This window comes from Halorubrum sp. SD41, from assembly GCF_058630335.1.
The window spans coordinates 12138-31949 of the sequence record NZ_JBZVGZ010000033.1; the positions used below are offsets into that span (position 1 = coordinate 12138).

At 69.0% G+C, this 19812-nt stretch carries 19 protein-coding genes and 1 tRNA gene; 14 read left to right on the forward strand and 6 right to left on the reverse strand.

Annotated elements, in window-relative coordinates:
* Nucleotides 1-78: 78 nt before the first annotated feature.
* The 6 genes from pyrG to ligA all read left to right on the forward strand — a co-directional run bounded on the left by pyrG (nucleotide 79) and on the right by ligA (nucleotide 7425).
* The gene (gene pyrG, locus AC4NMM_RS13750; RefSeq protein WP_096394387.1) at nucleotides 79-1734 is read left to right on the forward strand and encodes a CTP synthase; all 1656 of its coding nucleotides are present in this window, start codon (nucleotides 79-81) and stop codon (nucleotides 1732-1734) included.
* Nucleotides 1735-2652, forward strand: a complete 918-nt coding sequence (gene guaA / locus AC4NMM_RS13755; protein WP_096394388.1) for a glutamine-hydrolyzing GMP synthase — start codon at nucleotides 1735-1737, stop codon at nucleotides 2650-2652.
* On the forward strand, nucleotides 2652-3074 hold the full coding sequence (locus tag AC4NMM_RS13760; RefSeq protein ID WP_491924514.1) for a DUF7126 family protein: 423 nt from the start codon (nucleotides 2652-2654) through the stop codon (nucleotides 3072-3074). The genes guaA and AC4NMM_RS13760 overlap by 1 nt, the downstream gene beginning before the upstream one ends.
* Entirely contained in the window at nucleotides 3071-3382 is a 312-nt protein-coding gene (locus AC4NMM_RS13765) for a glutaredoxin family protein (RefSeq protein ID WP_491924515.1), read from the forward strand. Before AC4NMM_RS13760 ends, AC4NMM_RS13765 begins: the two co-directional genes overlap by 4 nt.
* Nucleotides 3383-3529: 147 nt before the next feature.
* Nucleotides 3530-4729, forward strand: coding sequence for a metal-dependent hydrolase family protein (locus AC4NMM_RS13770; RefSeq protein WP_491924516.1), 1200 nt, complete (start codon nucleotides 3530-3532; stop codon nucleotides 4727-4729).
* Between the two features lie 515 nt (nucleotides 4730-5244).
* Nucleotides 5245-7425: an NAD-dependent DNA ligase LigA gene (gene ligA / locus AC4NMM_RS13775; RefSeq protein WP_491924517.1), complete on the forward strand. Its 2181-nt coding sequence runs from the start codon at nucleotides 5245-5247 to the stop codon at nucleotides 7423-7425.
* Nucleotides 7426-7494: 69 nt separating this feature from the next.
* Here the strand turns inward: ligA and AC4NMM_RS13780 are convergent, their stop codons facing one another.
* The gene (locus AC4NMM_RS13780) at nucleotides 7495-8910 is read right to left on the reverse strand and encodes a GntP family permease (RefSeq protein WP_096394392.1); all 1416 of its coding nucleotides are present in this window, start codon (nucleotides 8908-8910) and stop codon (nucleotides 7495-7497) included.
* 281 nt (nucleotides 8911-9191) lie between these two features.
* Between AC4NMM_RS13780 and AC4NMM_RS13785 the strand changes: the two genes are divergently transcribed.
* A complete protein-coding gene (locus AC4NMM_RS13785) occupies nucleotides 9192-10193 on the forward strand; it encodes an ABC transporter ATP-binding protein (protein WP_491924518.1) in 1002 nt (333 codons plus the stop codon).
* Complete coding sequence (locus tag AC4NMM_RS13790; protein ID WP_491924519.1) at nucleotides 10190-11005, forward strand: ABC transporter permease; 816 nt, start codon at nucleotides 10190-10192, stop codon at nucleotides 11003-11005. The genes AC4NMM_RS13785 and AC4NMM_RS13790 overlap by 4 nt, the downstream gene beginning before the upstream one ends.
* 150 nt (nucleotides 11006-11155) lie before the next feature.
* Here AC4NMM_RS13790 and AC4NMM_RS13795 read toward each other — a convergent pair.
* Nucleotides 11156-11229, reverse strand: a tRNA-Val gene (locus AC4NMM_RS13795).
* 61 nt (nucleotides 11230-11290) lie between these two features.
* Here AC4NMM_RS13795 and AC4NMM_RS13800 point away from each other — a divergent pair.
* Both AC4NMM_RS13800 and AC4NMM_RS13805 read left to right on the forward strand, forming a co-directional pair.
* Complete coding sequence (locus AC4NMM_RS13800) at nucleotides 11291-11770, forward strand: DUF192 domain-containing protein (RefSeq protein WP_096394395.1); 480 nt, start codon at nucleotides 11291-11293, stop codon at nucleotides 11768-11770.
* A gap of 64 nt (nucleotides 11771-11834) precedes the next feature.
* Entirely contained in the window at nucleotides 11835-12248 is a 414-nt protein-coding gene (locus AC4NMM_RS13805; RefSeq protein ID WP_096394396.1) for an SHOCT domain-containing protein, read from the forward strand.
* A gap of 63 nt (nucleotides 12249-12311) precedes the next feature.
* On the opposite strand, the gene AC4NMM_RS13810 is transcribed toward AC4NMM_RS13805, so the two are convergent.
* The 4 genes from AC4NMM_RS13810 to AC4NMM_RS13825 all read right to left on the reverse strand — a co-directional run bounded on the left by AC4NMM_RS13810 (nucleotide 12312) and on the right by AC4NMM_RS13825 (nucleotide 16812).
* Nucleotides 12312-13430, reverse strand: a complete 1119-nt coding sequence (locus AC4NMM_RS13810) for an ABC transporter ATP-binding protein (RefSeq protein ID WP_491924520.1) — start codon at nucleotides 13428-13430, stop codon at nucleotides 12312-12314.
* A 102-nt stretch (nucleotides 13431-13532) separates the two neighbouring features.
* Nucleotides 13533-14477, reverse strand: coding sequence for a carbohydrate ABC transporter permease (locus tag AC4NMM_RS13815; protein ID WP_096394398.1), 945 nt, complete (start codon nucleotides 14475-14477; stop codon nucleotides 13533-13535).
* Nucleotides 14474-15460 (reverse strand): carbohydrate ABC transporter permease, encoded by a 987-nt coding sequence (locus AC4NMM_RS13820; protein WP_096394399.1) that lies wholly within the window; start codon nucleotides 15458-15460, stop codon nucleotides 14474-14476. Before AC4NMM_RS13820 ends, AC4NMM_RS13815 begins: the two co-directional genes overlap by 4 nt.
* Before the next feature lie 53 nt (nucleotides 15461-15513).
* Complete coding sequence (locus AC4NMM_RS13825; RefSeq protein WP_491924521.1) at nucleotides 15514-16812, reverse strand: ABC transporter substrate-binding protein; 1299 nt, start codon at nucleotides 16810-16812, stop codon at nucleotides 15514-15516.
* A gap of 172 nt (nucleotides 16813-16984) precedes the next feature.
* Here AC4NMM_RS13825 and AC4NMM_RS13830 point away from each other — a divergent pair, with 172 nt between their 5' ends.
* The 4 genes from AC4NMM_RS13830 to AC4NMM_RS13845 all read left to right on the forward strand — a co-directional run.
* The gene (locus AC4NMM_RS13830) at nucleotides 16985-17641 is read left to right on the forward strand and encodes a DUF4013 domain-containing protein (RefSeq protein WP_096394401.1); all 657 of its coding nucleotides are present in this window, start codon (nucleotides 16985-16987) and stop codon (nucleotides 17639-17641) included.
* Between the two features lie 55 nt (nucleotides 17642-17696).
* Complete coding sequence (locus AC4NMM_RS13835; RefSeq protein WP_491924522.1) at nucleotides 17697-18746, forward strand: AAA family ATPase; 1050 nt, start codon at nucleotides 17697-17699, stop codon at nucleotides 18744-18746.
* Nucleotides 18743-19396: a protein sorting system archaetidylserine decarboxylase gene (locus tag AC4NMM_RS13840; protein WP_096394403.1), complete on the forward strand. Its 654-nt coding sequence runs from the start codon at nucleotides 18743-18745 to the stop codon at nucleotides 19394-19396. Before AC4NMM_RS13835 ends, AC4NMM_RS13840 begins: the two co-directional genes overlap by 4 nt.
* A gap of 86 nt (nucleotides 19397-19482) precedes the next feature.
* A partial coding sequence (locus AC4NMM_RS13845) for an amphi-Trp domain-containing protein (protein WP_491924523.1) occupies nucleotides 19483-19812 on the forward strand: 330 nt, incomplete at its 3' end.

Genomic DNA, 19812 nt, shown 5'->3' on the forward strand with positions numbered 1-19812 from the left:
ACGACCCGCGACCCGCACGAACGTCCAGCGAAACGCGGGGTCCGAAACGGTTTTGACTCGGCCTGCCGGACGGTCGATATGCCAGCAGATCCCGACACGGGGTACGACCCCTCGCTGGGTCGGAAGTTCGTGTTCGTCACGGGCGGCGTGATGTCCGGGCTGGGGAAGGGCATCACCGCCGCCAGCACCGGGCGCCTCCTCGCCAACGCGGGCTTCGACGTCACCGCCGTCAAGGTGGACCCCTACCTCAACGTCGACGCCGGGACGATGAACCCGTACGAGCACGGCGAGGTGTACGTCCTCAAGGACGGCGGCGAGGTCGACCTCGATCTCGGCAACTACGAGCGCTTCCTCGGCACCGACATGACGTTCGACCACAACGTCACCACGGGGAAGACGTACCAGCACGTCATCGAGCGCGAGCGCGCCGGCGACTACCTCGGCAAGACCGTCCAGATCATCCCCCACGTCACCGACGACATCAAGCGCCGGATCCGGGAGGCGGCCGAGGGGTCGGACGTCTGCCTCGTCGAGATCGGCGGGACGGTCGGCGACATCGAGTCGATGCCGTTCCTCGAAGCCCTGCGACAGTTCGCCCACGAGGAGGACGACGAGGATATCCTCTTCACCCACGTCACGCTCGTCCCCTACTCGAAGAACGGCGAGCAGAAGACGAAGCCCACCCAGCACTCCGTGAAGGAGCTGCGCTCGATCGGCCTCCAGCCGGACATCCTCGTCGGGCGCTCCGAGGACCGGCTGGACCCGGAGACGAAAGAGAAGATCGCCCTGTTCTGCGACGTGCCCACGGACGCCGTCTTCTCGAACCCCGACGTCGAGGACATCTACCACGTCCCGCTGATGGTCGAAGACGAGGGGTTAGACGAGTACGTGATGGAGCGGCTCGGCCTCGTCGACGAGGCGCTCCCGAAGGCGGAGCGGTCGACCGAGTGGCGCGACTTAGTCACCCGAGAGCGCGAGGAGGAGATCGACGTGGCGCTCGTTGGCAAGTACGCCCTCGAAGACGCCTACATGTCGATCCACGAGGCGCTGAAACACGCCGGCATCCAGACCGGCACCGAGGTGAACGTGCTGTGGGTCGACGCCGACGAGACGCGCGCGGAGCACGAGCAGCGCCTCGCCGAGGCCGACGCCGTCGTCGTCCCCGGCGGGTTCGGCTCCCGCGGCACGGACGGGAAGATCGAGGCGGTCCGCTACGCCCGGGAGAACGACGTGCCGTTCCTCGGGCTCTGCTTGGGATTCCAGATGGCGGTCGTCGAACACGCGCGCAACGTGCTCGGGCTCGACGGGGCCCACTCCGCGGAGATCGACCCCGACACGCCCCACCCCGTCATCGACCTCCTCCCCGACCAGTACGAGACGGAGGACATGGGCGGAACGATGCGGCTCGGCGCCCACGAGACCGATATCGAGCCGGGCACGCTCGCGGCCGAGGTGTACGGCGCCGACGCCTGTACCGAGCGCCACCGCCACCGCTACGAGGTGAATCCCGAGTACATCGACGCGTTAGAGGCGGACGGGCTCGTTTTCTCCGGGCGCGCCGACAACCGGATGGAGATCCTCGAGCGCCCGGACCACCCGTTCTTCTTCGGGACGCAGGCGCACCCCGAGTTTCGGTCGCGGCCGGACCGCGCGAGCCCGCCGTTCGTCTCCCTCGTCGAGGCGGCGCTGGGATCGACGGACACAACCGAGCGGAACGCGGACGTGAGGCTATAGATGGTCGAGACGGAGGAATTCATCGCGGAGGCGAAAGCGGAGATCCGGGAGGCGATCGGCGACGCGAACGCCGTGATCGCCCTCTCGGGCGGCGTCGACTCCTCGGTCGCGGCGACGCTCGCGTACGAGGCGGTCGGCGACCAGCTCACCCCCGTCTACGTCGACACGGGGCTGATGCGGAAGGGGGAGACCGACGAGATCCGCGACACGTTCGACTTCATGGAGTCGCTGCGGGTGATCGAGGCGCAGGACCGCTTCTTCGACCGGCTCGAGGGCGTCACCGACCCCGAAGAGAAGCGCCACGTCATCGGCGAGGGGTTCATCGACGAGTTCGAGACGGTCGCGCGCGACGTGGGCGCCGACTACCTCGTTCAGGGGACGATCTACCCCGATCGCATCGAGTCGGAGGGGAACATCAAGTCGCACCACAACGTCGGCGGCCTCCCCGAGGTCGTCGACTTCGAGGGGATCGTCGAGCCCGTGCGCGACCTCTACAAGGACGAGGTGCGCGAGGTCGCCCGCGCGCTCGGCCTCGAAGAGATCATCTCCGAGCGCATGCCGTTCCCCGGCCCCGGGCTCGCCGTCCGGATCGTCGGCGAGGTGACGCCCGAGAAGGCCGCGGTCGCCCGCGAGGCGACACACGTCGTCGAGGAGGAGCTGGCGGAGTACGACCCGTGGCAGGCGTTCGCAGCGGTCCTCGGCAAGGCGACGGGCGTCAAGGGCGACAACCGCGTCCACGGCTGGGTGGTCGCCGTGCGCTCCGTCGAGAGCCGCGACGGGATGACCGCCCGCGCGCAGGAGCTCGACTGGAGCACGCTCCAGCGGATCCAGAGCCGGATCACCGGCGAGAACGAGAACGTGGCGCGCGTGGTGTACGACGTGACCCACAAGCCGCCCGCGACGATCGAGTACGAGTGATGGCGGGGACCGCCACCCCCGCCCGCCCCGACGGCGGTCGCGCCGAGGACGACCGCACCGGCGAGTCCGTCTCCGACGGCGGCGCGATCGCCGTCGTCGCCGGCCCGGACGAGAACGGTCTCGGAGAGGAGCTCGCCGCGCGCGGCGTCGAGATCCGGCGGATCGATGGGCTCGTCACGGCGGCGAAGCTCGAGGACGCCGGTATCGTCGACGCCGCCTACTTCGTCCTCACCGACGTCGAAGAGGCGACCGGCATCCCGGTCGCCAAGGAGCTGAACCCGGACGTCCGGGTCGTGACGTACGCGAGCCGGTCGCTGCCGGAGTTCGTCGCGACCGTCGCCGACCTCGCGGTCGACCCCGCGCTGCTGGACGCCGCGACGGTCGCCGAGGAGCTGACCGGCGACGACGACCGCGAGCCGTGAGCGGAGACGACGCGGAGGCGACCGAAGACGACGCGTCCGACGACGACCCCGCGACCGTCCCGGTCACCCTCTACACCCGCGAGGACTGCTCGCTTTGCGTCGTCGCCCGCGAGGCGATCGAGGAGGTCGCCGCCGACCTCGACGGCGTGACGGTCGACCTCGACGCGGTCGACGTCGACACCGATCCCGAACTGGCCGACGAGTACGGCGAGCGCGTCCCGTACGTCCTCGTCGACGGCCACCCGGCGTTCAAGTACGAGGTCGACGAGCGCGACCTGCGGCTGAAGCTGCTGGCGGCGGCCACGTGACCCGGCCGGCGGCCTGATCCGGCCGGCGGCCCGACGCGGTCGGCGGCCCGACGCGGTCGGCGTCCCGGCCGCGGTCCGCCCGCAAGCCCTTCGGCCTCCCCTACCGCGACCCGACCCTTTACCTTCTCGTCCCTCTCGCTGATCGGCATGGCACACGGAGACGCGTACCTGTTCACCGGCGGTCGAGTCGCGGACGCGGACGGCACCCGACGGGCGGACGTGGCGGTCATCGACGGCGGGATCGCCGCGGTCGGCGACTCGGACGCGGTCGCCGCCGCGGTCGCTGACGTCCCGGACGAGGAGCTCGAACGCGTCGACGCGAGCGACCGCGTCGTCGCGCCCGGGCTGATCGACGCCCACGTCCACGTCATGATGGACGGGCGCCCGGACGTCGCGACCGCGGTGTCCGACAGCGACTACACCGCGAGCTACCGGGCGGCGAGCAACCTCGACGCGGCCGTCTCGGCCGGCGTCACGACCGTCCGCGACCTCGGGAGCCGCGGGACGCTCGCGCTCGACGCGGGCGAGGCGGTCGCCGCCGGCGAGATCGACGGCCCCCGCGTCCTCGCGTGCGGCCGAAACGTGATCATGACCGGCGGCCACGGCAACTGGTTCGGCCGGGAGGCGGACGGGCCCGCGGAGGTGCGGAAGGCGGCCCGCGAGCAGCTGAAGGCGGGCGCGGACGTGCTCAAGTGCATGGCCACCGGCGGCGTCCTCACCGAGGGCGCGGTGACCGGCGCCCCGGAGCTGACCCCCGAAGAGCTTGCGGCGTTCACCGACGCGGCCGCGCCGACCGACACGCCGACCGCGGCCCACGCCCACGGCGAGGAGGGAATTAAGAACGCCGTCGAGGCCGGCATCTCCAGTGTCGAACACGGGACGTTCATGGACCGCGAGGCCGCCGAGATGATGGCCGAGCGCGGCACCTACTGGGTGCCGACCGCGAGCGCGCTCCGCGGCATCGTCGACAACGGCGTCGAGGCCGGGATCCCGGAGGACGCCGTCGCGAAGGCGGAGGACGCCGCCGATCGCTTCGACGACGCGTGGGACCACGCGCTGGACGCCGGGGTTTCGATCGCGATGGGCACAGACGCGGGCACGCCGTTCAACTTCTTCGAGGAGATCCCGCGGGAGCTGGCGTACATGGTCGACTACGGGCTCTCGCCGGAGCGCGCGCTGGAGGCGGCCACCGTCAACGCGGCCGACCTGCTGGGGCTCGACGACGTGGGGCGGGTCGAGGAGGGGTATCAGGCGGACCTCGTCGTTCTCAACGCCGACCCGACCGAGGACGTCGCGGCGTGGCAGGACCCCGAGGCCGTGTTCGCGCGCGGCGAACGCGTAGAATAGGGAATCCGGTTCGGCTGCGGGCCTTATAAATAGCCGAGCAGCGTCGCAGTCGGGGATTTATAAAAGAACGGCGATTCTGCGGAGAACGCTTCGAAAATTCCAGTCGCTCGTTTATAAATAACCGACAATAGATCGACGGCGAACACCGCCAAAGCCCCAGTCGCGAGGGCGTCGCACGCTCGCTGTGCTCCTCACTCGGTCGCTCACTCCGTTCGCTCCCTCATTGCGGTGCTTGCGTCGCCTGCGACGCCCTCGCGACTGCCCCTTTGAGTCCCGCCCCGCACGGCACCGCACAGCGCCTCACGCCTCCCCAGCCTCGCCGCTCACGCCCTACGGGCGTTCGCGGCGTCCCTCGCGCGTACTCCTCGCGGCCGCCTTCGGCGGCCACTCGGAGGCACGCGCCGACCGCACCGCGCGTTCATTTAAAAATTGTCTCGCCGCCGCCGATCTGCGCACCCGACCGCGAAGCGAGTCGAACGGTCGCTTTTAACCCGAGCCGACGCAAGGGTCGGTCGATGACGAGCGCGCAATCCGGGTCGTCGACCCGGCACGCGGACCCGGACGAGAACCCCTACGTCGAGGACCCGCCGACCGACTTCGACCCGGTCGACGACCTCTCCCCCGGCGAGGCCGCAGAGCAGGCCGAACTGCTCCGGGCGGCGGTCCGCGAGCACGACCACCGGTACTACGTCGCGGCCGACCCCCTGATCTCGGACGCGGCGTACGACGCGCTGTTCGCGCGGCTGGAGGCGCTCGAAGAGGCGTTCGACCTCCCGACCGAGAACTCCCCGACGCGGCAGGTCGGCGGCGAGCCGCTCGACGCGCTGGAGACCGTCGAGCACGTCGCGCCGATGCTGTCGATCGATAACGCGACCGACGCCGACGCGGTCCGCGAGTTCGACGAGCGCGTCCGCCAGGGCCTCGCGGACGCTGCGGAATCCGGCAACCTCCCCGAGTTCGACCCGGCCGACCTCGCGTACGTCTGCGAGCCGAAGTTCGACGGCCTCTCGATCGAGGTGATCTACGAGGACGGCGAGTACGTCCGCGCGGCCACCCGCGGCGACGGCCGCGAGGGTGACGACGTCACCGAGCAGGTCCGCACCATCCGCTCGGTGCCCGGCCGCCTGCGCGGCGACGACCACCCCGAGCGGCTCGCCGTCCGGGGGGAGGTGTACATGCCGAGGGACGCGTTCGAGGCGTACAACGACGAGCTGATCGAGCGGGGCGAGGAGCCGTTCGCGAACCCGCGCAACGCCGCGGCCGGGACGCTCCGCCAACTGGACCCGTCGGTCGTCGCCGAGCGCCCCCTCGACGTCTTCTTCTTCGACGTGCTCGCGTGGGAGGCGGGCGACGAGGGGCCCGAGCGTCCCGCGCGGCACCGGGACGCGCTCGACGCGTTCGAGTCGCTCGGCCTCCGCCGGAACGGCCGCGTCGAGGTCGTCGACGACGTCGAGGCCGCGATCGACTACCGCGACGAAATTCTCGCGGCCCGCGACGACCTCAACTACGCGGTCGACGGCGTCGTGATCAAGGTCGACGCGCTCACGCACCGCGAGGCGCTCGGGAACACGTCGCGCGCGCCGCGCTGGGCGTTCGCGCACAAGTTCCCGCCGCGGACCGCGACGACGACCGTCGAGGGAGTTACGGTTCAGGTGGGCCGAACCGGGCGGCTCACCCCGGTCGCGGAGCTCGACCCCGTCGACGTCGGTGGCGTCACCGTCTCGCGCGCGACGCTCCACAACCCCGCCGAGATCGAGGCGCTCGGCGTCAACGTCGGCGACCGCGTTCGGATCTACCGCGCCGGCGACGTGATCCCGTACGTCCCGGAGGTCGTCGAGAAGCGCTCGGAGGGGACCTACGCGTTCCCCGAGACCTGCCCCGTCTGCGGCGCCGAGATCGAGCGCGACGGCCCGCTCGCGTTCTGTACCGGCGGGCTCGGCTGCTCGGCACAGCTCGAACGGGCGGTCGAACACTGGGCGCGACGCGACGCGCTCGACGTCGAGGGGCTCGGCCCGGAACGCGTCGAACAGCTCCGCGAGGCCGGCCTCGTCGAGTCGCTGCCGGACCTCTACGACCTGACCGCCGAGGAGCTGGCCGACCTGGAAGGGTGGGGCGAGACGAGCGCCGAGAACCTGATCGCCGAGCTGGACGCCACCCGGAACCCGCCGCTCGACGACTTCCTCGCCGGGCTCGGGATCCCCGACGTGGGCGCGACGACCGCCCGCGCGCTCGCCGCGCACTTCGGGACGCTCGACGCGCTCTTCGACGCGGACGAGGCCGACCTCCGCGAGGTCGACGACGTGGGTCCCGAGGTGGCGGAGTCGATCCGGTCGTTCCTCGACCGCGAGGAGAACCGCGCGGCGATCGAGGGGCTCCGCGAGCGCGGCGTCGACCCCGAGCCGTTCGAGACCGAGACGGGTGACGGGCCGGCCGACGCGCTCGACGGGCTCACGTTCGTGTTCACCGGCTCGCTGTCCGTCCCGCGGAGCGAGGCGCAGGCGCACGTCGAGGCGCGCGGAGCGAACGCCACGTCGAGCGTCTCCGGAAACACCGACTACCTCGTCGCCGGCGAGAGTCCCGGGCAATCGAAGCGCGACGACGCCGACGCCGAGGGCGTCCCGGTCGTCGACGAGGAGGAGTTCGCCGACCTGCTCGCCGAGCGCGGCGCGGCCTGGCCGCCCGAGGGCGACGCGTAGCGACGGAGCCGTCGCTGACGCGGGGCGCGCGCAGTCGCCGAAAAAATCCTCGAAGGTCGGTCGCTCGCCTCAGGCGAGCGGCAGGACCGTCGACAAGATCAGTACGGTGATCAGCCCGGTCACCGAGATGATCGTCGTGAGGGCGGTCCACGTCTGGAGCGTCTCTCGCTTGGTGAGCCCGCCGATCTCGCTGACGAGCCAGAAGCCGGAGTCGTTGAACCACGAGAAGATGTTCCCGCCGGCGCCGATGACCATCACCAGGTACGCCGGGTGGACGGTCAGCTGACCGGTGAGCGGGGCCATGATCCCCGCGGCGGTCAGCATCGCGGCCGTGGCCGACCCCTGCGCGATGCGGACGATCGCGGCGATGAGCCAGGCCGTGACGAGCAGGCCGATCCCCACTTCCTGGAGCGCGCCGGCCAGGTAGTCACCGATGCCGGAGGCGGCGAGCAGCGCGCCGAACGCTCCGCCGGCCGCCGTGATCGCGGCGATGTTTCCACCGCTCCGCAGCGCCTCGGTGAGTTCGTCGCTCCACTCGCTCTGCGTCATCGTATCGTAGCGGTAGAACGTGTACGCGGCCGCGAGCGCGGCGACCGTCAGCGCGACGTTCTTGTTCCCGAGGAAGTCCGTGAACGGCTGTAGCGAGGCGAGCGCCGGAACCGGATCCTGGAACGTGTTGACGAACGTCGACGACGCGATCAGCAGGACCGCCAGCAGGATCGGCGCCAGCGACTCGAGGACGCCCGGGAGTTCGCTGGTCGACCGGTCCGCGACCTCCTGGAGCTCCTCGGTCGAGGTCGCCATCGTGTCGCGCAGCGGGATGTCGAGCCGGCTGTTGATCCAGCGCCCGTAGACGAGTCCGGAGACGATCGCGGCCGGAATGGCGACCGCCAGTCCGACGAGGATCGTCGTCCCCAGGTTGCTGCCGACTTGGTCAGCTACCGCGAGCGGACCCGGCGTGGGCGGCACGAACACGTGCGTCGTCGCGGCCCCAGCGCCGACGACGACGATGAACAGCGTGTAGTCACGGCCGACGCGCGCCCGCATGGAGCGCGCGAGCGGCGCCATCAGGTAGAATACGCTGTCGAAGAACACCGGGATCGCGAGTACCGAACTGCTTCCCAGAAGCGCTACATCGGAGTTGCTCTCGCCGAGGATGTTCTGGAATCCCCGGACGATCCGTTGGGCCGCGCCGCTCTCCAACATCCCCTTGCCGATGATCGCGGCCATGAGGATCGGAATGCCGATCCCCGCCATTCCGTTCCCGAACGCCGTTGCGACCTGACTCCCCGCGTCGGCGGCTGAGAAGTCGGCGACGAAGATCGTGTTCACCACGCCGACCAGGAACGCGGAGATGATCAGCCCGATGAACGCCGGGAGGTCCAGCCACACCAGCAGGGCCACCACAATTATCAGCCCAATTATGAAAGTTAGTAGCGGACTGTGCGTGAACTCGACAGCTGCCTGAAGTGGTATCGGAGCCATACCGATGGGTATGTTCGGTATTATCATTTAAATCTTTATACGAGGATAGATCTGTAGACAAAAGCCTCAAGGCGCCCCAAAAACAGTTACTTTTCTTCCTCGCATCGGCCCGCTTCGACTGGTGAAAAGCAGTCAGATAACTGGATGATATTCTTTATTACTTTTAACAAAACATTTCGACCGGCGGGAAAAGGTATGTTCGACGATATATTCGTTGAGCGGGCGGGCGTCCCGCGCCTCGACCCGCAACCCTTTATCAAGCTACGCCGGAACCGAAGGGTATGACCGCGATCGAACTGCGGGGCGTTCGAAAGGAGTTCGACGACGTCACGGCCGTTCGCGGCCTCGACCTCACCGTCGAAGACGGCGAGGTGTACGGATTTCTCGGACCGAACGGCGCGGGCAAGTCGACGACGATCGACATGCTGCTCGACCTCGTCCGGCCGACCGCGGGGACGGTCCGCGTCCTCGGCGCCGACGTCGCGACGGACGGAGTCGAGATCCGGGGCCGGACGGGCGTGCTCCCGGACGGCTTCTCGGTGTACGACCGGCTCTCCGGTCGGCGACACGTCGAGTTCGCCGTCGAGTCGAAAGCGGCCGACGACGACCCGGACGCGCTCCTCGACCGCGTCGGCCTCGCCGACGCGGCCGACCGCTCCGCCGGCGAGTACTCGAAGGGGATGCGCCAGCGGCTCGCCCTCGCGATGGCGCTCGTCGGCGACCCCGACCTGCTGATCCTCGACGAGCCCTCTTCCGGCCTCGACCCGGCCGGCGCGAAGGAGATGCGCGAGATCGTCCGCACAGAGGCCGATCGCGGCGCCACAGTCTTCTTTTCGTCGCACATCCTCGAACAGGTCGATGCCGTCTGCGACCGCGTCGGGATCCTCCGGGACGGCGAGCTCGTCGCCGAGGACTCCGTCGAGGGGCTCCGCGAGGCGGTGGGCGGCGAGGAGACGCTGGAGGTCGCGGCCGCGGGCGCCGACGACGACGCGGTCGCGGCGGTCCGGGCGCTCCCGGGCGTCTCCGGCGTCACCCGCGACGGCGACGAACTGGTGGTGAACTGCGCCAGCGACGCGAAGACGGACGTGATCGGCGCTCTGGAGAAGGCCGGCGTCGCAGTCGCCGACTTCCACACGCGCGAGGCCTCGCTGGAGGACCTCTTCTTGGCGTACACGGAGGGCGACGCGGCGATTGACAGCGTTCGGGACGAACCGGTGTCGACTCCGACCTCAGGAAATCCACCGGGAGACGAGGCTGAAAGTGAGGGGGTGAGCGACCAATGAGTGTGATTCCGATCGCAAAAAAGGACTTCCGCGACGCGATTCGATCCCGTTGGCTACTTGGTTTGACCCTGTTGTTCCTCGGTCTCGTCTCTTTTGTCGCGTATCAGGTACGACCGCCGACCGGCGAAACGGTTTCGTCGAATGCGTTCCTGAACGCGCGGCTCATCGGATTCATGGTCGGAACGCTCGTGCCGCTCACCGCATTAGTCATCAGCTACAACGCAATCAGCGGCGAACGTGAGTCGGGGTCGATCAAGCTTCTGCTCTCTTTACCGAATTCCCGGACTGACGTGGTTCTTGGGAAGCTTGCCGGTCGTTCGAGCGCCTTCTCCCTCTCCGTTATCACCGCGTTTGTCTTCCCTGCCCTCCTGCTTGCGGTTGGCCCGCTTGAGCTTGATCTGGTGAAGTTCATAGCATACGTCTTCTTCGCCTGTCTGCTCGGAAGCTCGTTCATCGGTATCGCCGTCGGGTTCTCTGCGGCGGTGTCGACGCAGACGCGAGCCCTCATCGGTGGACTCGCGATATACGTGCTGTTTATCCCAGTCTGGTCTGTCGCGGAGATCCCGCTGTCACTCTGGCTGACCGCTGCGGACCCATCGTGGCTCCCGATCACCGGACAGGAACTGTACACGCTGCTCAGAGTCGGGCGACCCTCCGGTGCGTTCGGGGTCATCACTGACATTCTGCTTCAGTCCGGCGAGATAACGGGCACTCAGCGACGGATCCAGATATCCGCGGCAGCGATGATGATTTTCTGGACTCTCGCACCCCCACTGGCTGGACTCTGGAAGTTTGAGACTGACGACCTGTGAGAGTTAGTGTGCGCTTCTGACCGCTTTGCTCGGCTCGAAAACGTGCTCGGACGGGTTCGAACTCGATGGCGAGACTCGCTTCGCTCGTCTCGCGTAGTTCGAACCGCGCCCCTCCATACCTGCGGCTCGCGGATTGCTCGCCGCAGGAAATGGGCTCGGGCGGGTTCGAACCGCCGATCTCAGCCTTGTAAAGGCCGCGTCATAACCAGCTAGACCACGAGCCCTCACCCGTTTGAACCCGCCGAGAGCGGAAAACGATTTCCTTCCGCGCCGCGAACCCCGACCGTGAACCGCCGTCTCGTCGGGGTCGCGGCCGCGGTCGCGCTCGTCGGCCTCCTCGGAGTCGCCGTCGCCGCCGCGAACCCGGCCCTCCTCATCACCGGCTACGACACCGCCACGGTCGAGGCCGTCGACGGCGAGACGGGCGAGTCGCTCGCCACCGTCGAGGCCCGGGTCGCGGACGGGTTCGTGAAGCAGTACGTCGGGCTCTCCGCGACCGACGACCTCGACGCCGGCGAGGGGATGCTGTTCGTCCACGGCGACTCGGCGGAGCGCGCGTACGTGATGCGCGACATGGCGTTCGCGCTCGACATCGTCTTCGCCGACGCGAACGGGACCGTCACGACGATCCACGAGGCCGAACCGGAGTCGCGGCCGCTCACCCGCTACGAGGGCACCGGGCGGTACGTCCTCGAAGTCCCGCGCGGGTGGAGCGAGCGCCACGGCGTCGACCCCGGCGACCGGCTCGTGATCGACCGGGAATGACTCCGTCGCGGCCGCCGGGTCGGTCGACGAAACCGCTTTGGGCCTCGCAGGCGTCGCCTCGACCATGACCGGACTCCCCGGCCGGATCGCGTGGAACCTCCGCCACCGCTGGCGGCGGGTGTTCGCGCTCTGCGTCGTCGGCGCCGGCGTCGCCGCCCCGCTCCTCACCGGCCTCTGGTGGACCCTCCCGCTCGTGTGGTTCTTCGGGCTCTTCATCGTCCTCCCCGTCTTCCACGTCCTCACGAAGCCGGTCCCCGAGGACGACCCCGACGAGCGCGAGGACGCGACCGGCGACCCCGCGCTCGACGCCCTCCGCGAGCGCTACGCGCGCGGCGAGATCGACGAGCGGGAGTTCGAGCGCAAGTTGGACCGCCTCTTGGAGACGGAAGACGCCGAGACCGTCGACGACCCGGGCGGCGACGTCGCCGACAGGGTGCGGGAGGGCGTCCGGCGCGAAGTGGAACGAATCCGGGAGTAACAGAGGTCGAAGCCGCGTGAATCGCGTCCGCGGCGTCGCCGACGCGGGACGTTTTCCGGTGCGTTACTCCTCGATCTCGCGGTTATGGACCGCGTCGCCGGTGGTCCCGTCGAAGAGGTGGATCGTCTCCTCGGGGATTTCGATCTGGACCTCGTCACCGACCGATATCTGCTGGAGGCCGCCGACGGTGGCGATGAACGTCTCGCCCTCCGGCGCGTCCTCGAACCGGAGGTAGACGGTGTTTTCGTCGCCCATCGGCTCGACGACCTCGACCACCGTCGAGAAGGTGTGGTCCCCGGCCGCGCCGTCGGCCAGCGAGATGTCCTCGGGCCGGACGCCGAGCGTGAGGTCGGTGACGTCGCCGACGTCGCCGAGGGTGGACTCGGCGAGCGGGTAGTCGAAGCGGTTGGCGACGAGGGTGTCGCCGTCGCGCTCGACGGGGAAGAAGTTCATCGACGGGTCGCCGATGAACCCGGCGACGAACCGGTTCGCCGGCTCGTGGTAACACTCCAGCGGCGTCGCGACCTGCTGGAGCTCGCCGGCGTTGAGGATCGCGATCCGGTCGCCCATGGTCATCGCCTCGGTCTGGTCGTGCGTGACGTACATCGTCGTCACGTCCAGCTCGTCCTGGAGCCGTTGGAGCTCCGTCCGCATCTCGGACCGGAGCTTGGCGTCGAGGTTGCTGAGCGGCTCGTCCATGAGGAACACCTCGGGATCGCGGACGATCGCTCGCCCGAGCGCGACCCGCTGCTGCTGGCCGCCGGAGAGGTCGGACGGCTTCCGGTCCAGCAGCTCGGCGATCCCCATCGTCTCCGCCGCGTCGGTGACGCGCGTCTCGATCTCGTCTTCGGAGAGGTCCGTCGACTCCTCCAGCCCGAACGCCATGTTCCCCTGCACGGTCATGTGCGGATACAGCGCGTACGACTGGAACACCATCGCGATGTCGCGGTGTTGCGGTTTCACGTCGTTGATGACGCCCCCGGCGAGTCGGATCTCACCGCTGGTGACCGTCTCCAGCCCCGCGACCATCCGGAGCGTCGTCGACTTGCCACAGCCCGAGGGGCCGACGACGACGAGGAACTCGCCGTCGCGCATCTCGATGTCGACGTCGTCGACGGCGACGACCTCGTTGTCGCCGTCGGGGAACACCTTGGTCACGCCGTCGAGTTCGAGCGTCCCCATGCTATCGCCCCCGCGAAACGGCGCTGCGGTTTGAGAGCGATACCTCCGGTCGGCTGCGTTGTTGCTGTCGAGTCATGGATTGCTGCTGGCGGGCGGCGGCGTTCATGTCGCCACCCCCTCGGCGAACTCCTCGCCGAACGCGATGTACACCGCGAGCGTCGGCAGGGCGGCGATGAACGCGCCCGCCATGCGGAGCGCGAAGTCTTGTCCTTCGAGCGACGTCCCCAGTCCGGCGAGGATCAACACGATCGGCGCCGCCGCGCTGGATTCGGTCTGGACCAACACGAGGGTGAACAGGAGGTCGTTCCAGATCTGCGTGAACTGATAGATCAGGACCACCGCGAACATCGGCCCCGAGAGCGGGAGCACGATGCGGCGGTAGATCCGGCGAATGGACGCGCCGTCCAACCGCGCGGCCTCGATCATCTCCTCGCTCATGTTCTTGTAGTACGACCGGAACAGAACGGTACAGATCGGGAGCCCGTAGGCCACGTGGGTGACGATCAGCTCGACGATCCCGGTGTAGTCGTTGTTGATCCCGAGCGCCCACAGGAAGCCGAGCGCCTCTTGGAGCGGGATCATCGACCAGAACTGCGAGAGCGGGACTAGCACCGCCTGGTACGGAATGAAGATCCCCGCGACGAACAGCGCGAGGACCGGCGCCTTGTACCGCTGTTTCCAGTTAGACTGCGTGAGACCGTACGCCGCGAAGCTCCCGAGCAGCGCCGAGATCACGGTCGCCGGGATCGCGTACAGCGCGCTGTTTACCAGACCCCGTCCGAGCGCGTCGAACGCCGTCTGCCACTTCTCCAAGGTGAACGTGCTCCCCGTCGGCGGCGCGAACGGGAGCGACCCGGTGACGCCGCTGGAAGTCTTAAACGAGGTGACGAGCCCGGACTCGATCGGGACCATGAAAAACGTCAGGAACCCGAGGAGCCCGAGATACAGGAGGACCCGGTACCCGTCGACCTCCGAGAGCGGCCCCGCGGACGCGCCGGAGTCCGTCGCCGATGCCGTGCCGCCGTCAGTTCGTGCGTCGTCGCTCATAGGTTCCCTCGGTTGTACTGGTAGTAGAGGTACGGTCCGACGATCCCGAGCGTCATCACGAACAGGGTGATGGCGATCGCCGACGCGTACGCCCAGTTCAGGTTCGCGTACGCCTCGCGGACCATCTTGGTGGCCAGAATGTCGGCCCCGTTCGGTGGCCGGTAGCCGCCGACCAGCGAGTAGAGGAAGTCGAACGCCTTCAGCGCGAACACCATCAGGACGACCGAGGCGCTGATCGTCGACCCCTTCAGCTGCGGGATGATCACGCGCCAGTACATCCGCACCGTCGAGGCGCCGTCGACCTTCGCCGCTTCGTAGTGCTCGGACGGGATGGCTCGCAGGCCCGCGAGGAACACGACCATCGCGTAGCCGGCGAACTGCCACATCAGCGCGAACATCACTGCCCAGAGGACGATGTCGGGGTTGCCGATCCAGCTGACTCGGCCGAAGCCGAGCGACGTGATGACGATGTTGATGACCCCGTTGTTGAAGTTGAACATCCACGCCCAGAACTGGGCGGTGACGACGAACGAGAGGCTCATCGGCAACAGGTAGATCGTCCGGAAGGTGTTCTCGAACCGAATGTTCCGGTCTATCAGGATCGCCAGTCCGAGCCCGATCGCGAGCGTCACGAGGGTGAACCCGACGAGCAGAATGAACGTGTTTATCGCGGCGTCGACGAACCCGCTGTCCGCCAGCGCCCGCCCGTACATCTCGAGGTCTAAGTCGCTGTAGTCCGGCGTCCCGAAGCCGCTGAAGTCGGTCAGCGAGATCAGGAGGTTCCAGATGATCGCCCCGTAGACGAAGAGGCCGACCAGCAGGAACGGCGGCAGCCAGAACTGCGAGGACTCGACGAAGTCGCTGCCGAAGCGCTCGTTCAGCGCGGTGATCGGATTGAATCCGGACCCGCCGCGCTCCTCGGTGACGCCGCCGTCCGTGACCGCGTCGCCACTCCCGTCACCGGTGTCAGTGTTCCGTGTCATGTGGGTCGTCGTGTGCCGAAACCGCTAAAATCCGGTCGCATCGAGGACCGGAGTCAGTTGGAGACCGCGTCGACGAAGCCTTGCGTCGCGGCGTCGACGTTGTACGGTCGGGAGAACTCGCTGGAGATCACTTCGTTCAGCGCCGTCATGGTCTCCGAGGGGACGCCCAGCCCGTGCTGGAGGTTCGGCGGCCGCTCGTCGGCCTCCGCGAAGTCCTGCTGCGTCTCCTGGAGGTACGGGCCGAACTCGCTCATGTCGACGTCGGTCCGCGTGGGGATCGAGCCCTTATACTGGTTGAACGCGATCTGCGCCTCCTTGCTCCCGACGAACGAGAGGAACGTCTTGCTCGCCTCCGGACTCGGGTTGCTCGACGGGTAGAGGAACGAGTCGAAGTGGAGCATGTACATGCCCTCCGAGCCGGGGTACGTCTTGAAGCCCCAGTCCTCGTCGTAGTTGAAGTCCTCGGCGTTCCGGTACGCACCGGCGGCCCAGTTGCCCTGGTGGATGAACGCCGCGTTGCCCTCGATGATGTTCTGGTTGGACTCCGTGAGCCCGATCGATGCGGCGTCCTCGTTGATGTAGTTCTCGAGGATCTCGCCGAGCGACTCGAAGGTCGCGCGGACGGCCGCCTCGTCCGGGTTCCCGTCGAGGAAGCTCATGTACGCGTCGTACCCTTCCTGCCCGAGCATCGTCGAGGCGAACAGCTGGGTCGTCGTCCAGGTACCGCTCGCGCCGTGGGTCATCGGGGTCTTGTCCGTCTCGGTCTGGACCGTGTCCAGCGCGTCGATGAGCGCGGACACGCTCGTCAGCGAGTCGGGGTCGACCCCCGCCTCCTCGACGACAGACGTGTTGTAGAACAGGCAGTTCAGCCGGTGCGAGCCGAGCGGAACCGCGCGATACGCGCCGTTGTACTGGTGGAGGTCGACCGCCTCGTCCACCATCACGTCAGCGAAGCCCTCGGACTCCCACACGTCGCCGACCTCGCCCAGCACGCCCTCGTACCGCTGGAGGTTCGGGCCGGGCCAGTTGGCGAACGAGCTCGGCGGGTTGCCGTTCTGGAGGCGGTTCGCAACGACGGCGTCGAGGTTCTGGTTGCCGCCGCCGCCGATCGGGTTGAACTCGTGTTCGATGTCCGGGTGCGCCTCGTCGAAGGCGGTGACGAGCGCCTCTGCCGCGCGCGCGCCGTCGCCGCCGGTCCAGGCGTGAAGAACTTCGAGCGTGTTCCCGCTTCCGCCGTCGCTTCCGTCCCCGCCGTCACCGCCGCCGGAACAGCCAGCGAGCCCTGCGAGCGTCGCTGCCCCCGTCGCTCCGACGAAGTGTCGCCGCGATAGCCGGTTGTCTTGGTCTGTCATGGTACTTCACGATGTACAATGGATGATTCCCATATATACTTACTCATTCTTTTAGAACTATTTCTGAAGGACCCGTCTGCCCGTCACCCCCGGCCGTAATCGGAATTCTTTACTCTCGGTCGAACGGCGACGGACCGACGGGCATACTACCGTCCGGCGGATTGGCGTACGCATGCGCCCCTCGATCGCCGCCGTCACGTACCCCATCGCCGGCGACGCCCGGGAGCGGCCCCTTCTCGCCGTCTGGCTGCTGTTCGCGCTGTCCGTCGTCGTCCCGGTCCTCCCGGCGCTGCCGGTCGTCGGCTACCTCGTGCGCGTGCTGACCGCCAGCGAACGGGGAGACTCGATGCCCCTCTTCCTCTCCGACGGCCGGACGCTCGCCCGCCGGTCGCTGGGCGGGACGGCCGTCTGTCTGGTCTTCCTCGGAATCCCGTTCGCGGCCCTCCTCGTGACGCTCTACGGCGTCGTCACGCTCGACCCCGGCTCGAACGCGCCGGTCGGCCGCATCCTCGCCGGCTCGACGGCCGTCCTCTTCCTCGGCGTCCTCGGCACGTACCTCGTCCCCGTCTCGCTGATCACCTACGGTCGGGAGGGGTCGCTTCGCCGGGCCTTCTCCGCGGCCGCCCTCAGACCGGTCGCCGGCCACGCCGCCTACTTCTTCGGGTGGACCCTCGGCTTCACCGCGCTCGTCGTCGCCGTCGGCGTCGGCGGGGCGCTGTTCACCGTCTCGCGCGCCGGTCCGCTGTTCGGGACGTTCGTCCTCGCGTACGGCCTCCTCGTGACCGCGTACCTGTGGGGCCGCGCCGTCGAGCGCGCGCGACGGCGGTAGGCGGACGGCGCCGCGACCGACCGATTCTTGAGCGCGCGGACCCGACCTACACGGCATGGACGGACCGCTGTGGACAGACACGCACGCGCCCGGCCTCGACGAGATCCGGCAGGACGAGGCCCGCGACCGCCTGCGTCGGGCCGTCGACGAACCGATGAACCTCGTCGTCCAGGGGCCGCCGGGCGTCGGGAAGACGGCCGCGGCGCGCGCGCTCGCCGACGCGTCGCACGCCGACCCGGACGCCGACCTGATCGAGATCAACGTCGCCGACTTCTTCGGCCGGACGAAAAAGGAGATCCGGACCGACCCGCGGTTCGAGGGCTTCCTCGCCGGGCGGAGTTCGATGGCGAAACGCGACATGATAAACCGCGTGCTGAAGGAGTCGGCGTCGTACGCGCCGATGTCCGGCGAGTACAAGACGATCCTGTTGGACAACGCGGAGGCGATCCGAGAGGACTTCCAGCAGGCGCTGCGCCGCGTGATGGAGAAGCACCACCGGACCACCCAGTTCGTGATCGCGACCCGCCAGCCGTCGAAGCTCATCGCCCCGATCCGGTCGCGCTGCTTCCCGGTCCGCGTGCGCTCGCCGACGACCGACGAGACGATCGACGTCCTCGAAGCGATCTGCGACCGCGAGGGCGTCGACTACGACGGCGACGGGCTGGAGTTCGTCGCCAGCGCGGCCGGCGGCGACCTCCGCGAGGCGATCCTCTCGGCGCAGGCGACCGCGGTCGAGGGCGGCGAGATCACCATGTCGACCGCCTACGAGGCGCTGGGCGAGGTCGGCGACGACGACGCGCTCCGCGAGGCGCTCGCCGACGCCCGAAGCGGCGACCTGAAGGACGCGCGCTCGACGCTCGACGACCTCCTCGACGAGGGGTACGACGGCGGGGAACTGCTTCGCGAGACGCTCCGCGTCGCCCGCGCCGGCTCCGAGTACGGCGGCGACGACCTCGCCCGGCTCCACGCGCTCGCGGGCGAGGCCGACCTCGACATGTCGGACGGGCTCGACGACACGACCCACCTCGTCCACCTGCTCGCGGCGTGGGCGGCCGGCCGGACCGAGCTCTCGCCCGAGCTGCGGGACGCGGAGGCGGCCCCGTGAGCCGAGCGCCGCCGCTCTCGCGGCTCCTCCCGTTCCCGGTCGTCGACGCGGCGTGGGACCTCGCGCTCGTCCCGGCGCTCGCGGGCGCCGTCGCGCTGCCGTTCCTCCCGCCGGTCGGCGCCGCGCTCGTCGCGCTCGCGCTCGGGGTCCTCTGGTTCCACCGCGACCCGGAGCGCGACCCGCCGACGGGCGACGAGGCGGTCGTTGCCCCGGCCGACGGCACCGTCTCCGTCGTGCGCGAGGAGGGCTCGCGCCTCCGCGTCGGCGTGTTCATGAACGTCACCGACGTCCACGTCAACCGCGCGCCGCTCGCCGGCGAGGTCCGCGAGGTGCGCCACCGCCCCGGCGCGAACCGCCCGGCGTTCGACAAGGAGTCGGACCGCAACGAGCAGGTCGCGATCGACTTCGGCGAGTACGAGCTGCTCGTCATCGCGGGCTGGTTCGCCCGCCGGATCCACCCGTCCGTCGAGGCCGGCGACCGCGTCGAGCGCGGCGACCGCGTCGGCCACGTCTCGTTCGGCTCCCGCGCCGACGTGGTGTTGCCCGCGGACGTGACCCGCGAGGACCTGCTGGTGGCCGAGGGGGACAGCGTGCGCGCGGGCGAGACGATCGTCGCGGAGCGACCGGGCGGGTCGGCCCCCGCGGCGTGACCGTCGGACGCCGAACAACCGGGGTGGCACCCGAGACGCCCGTGTTCGGGCGTACCCTTTTGTTTCACGCGCGAGACCGTTCCCTGATGCCAGAAGAGACAATCCACGAGTCGAGTCGGTCGCGGACCCGACAGGGGCTGGCCACGTACCTCCGCCGGATCGCCCGCGCGCTCGGCCGCGGCGAACCGGTGCCGGTCGACGAGGACGGCACGGTGACCGTCGACGCGGCGGCGACCGGCGACGTCGAGGTCGAACTCGAGCGCGAGGACGGGACGGTCCACTTCGAGATCGAGATGGAGTGGCCGGACGAGGCGGCCGCAATCGACGAGGAGGCGAGCGCGAGCAAGGCGACGTTCGAGCTGTTCCGCGACAGCGCCGACGAGTACCGCTGGCGGCTCCGCCACGACAACGGCAAC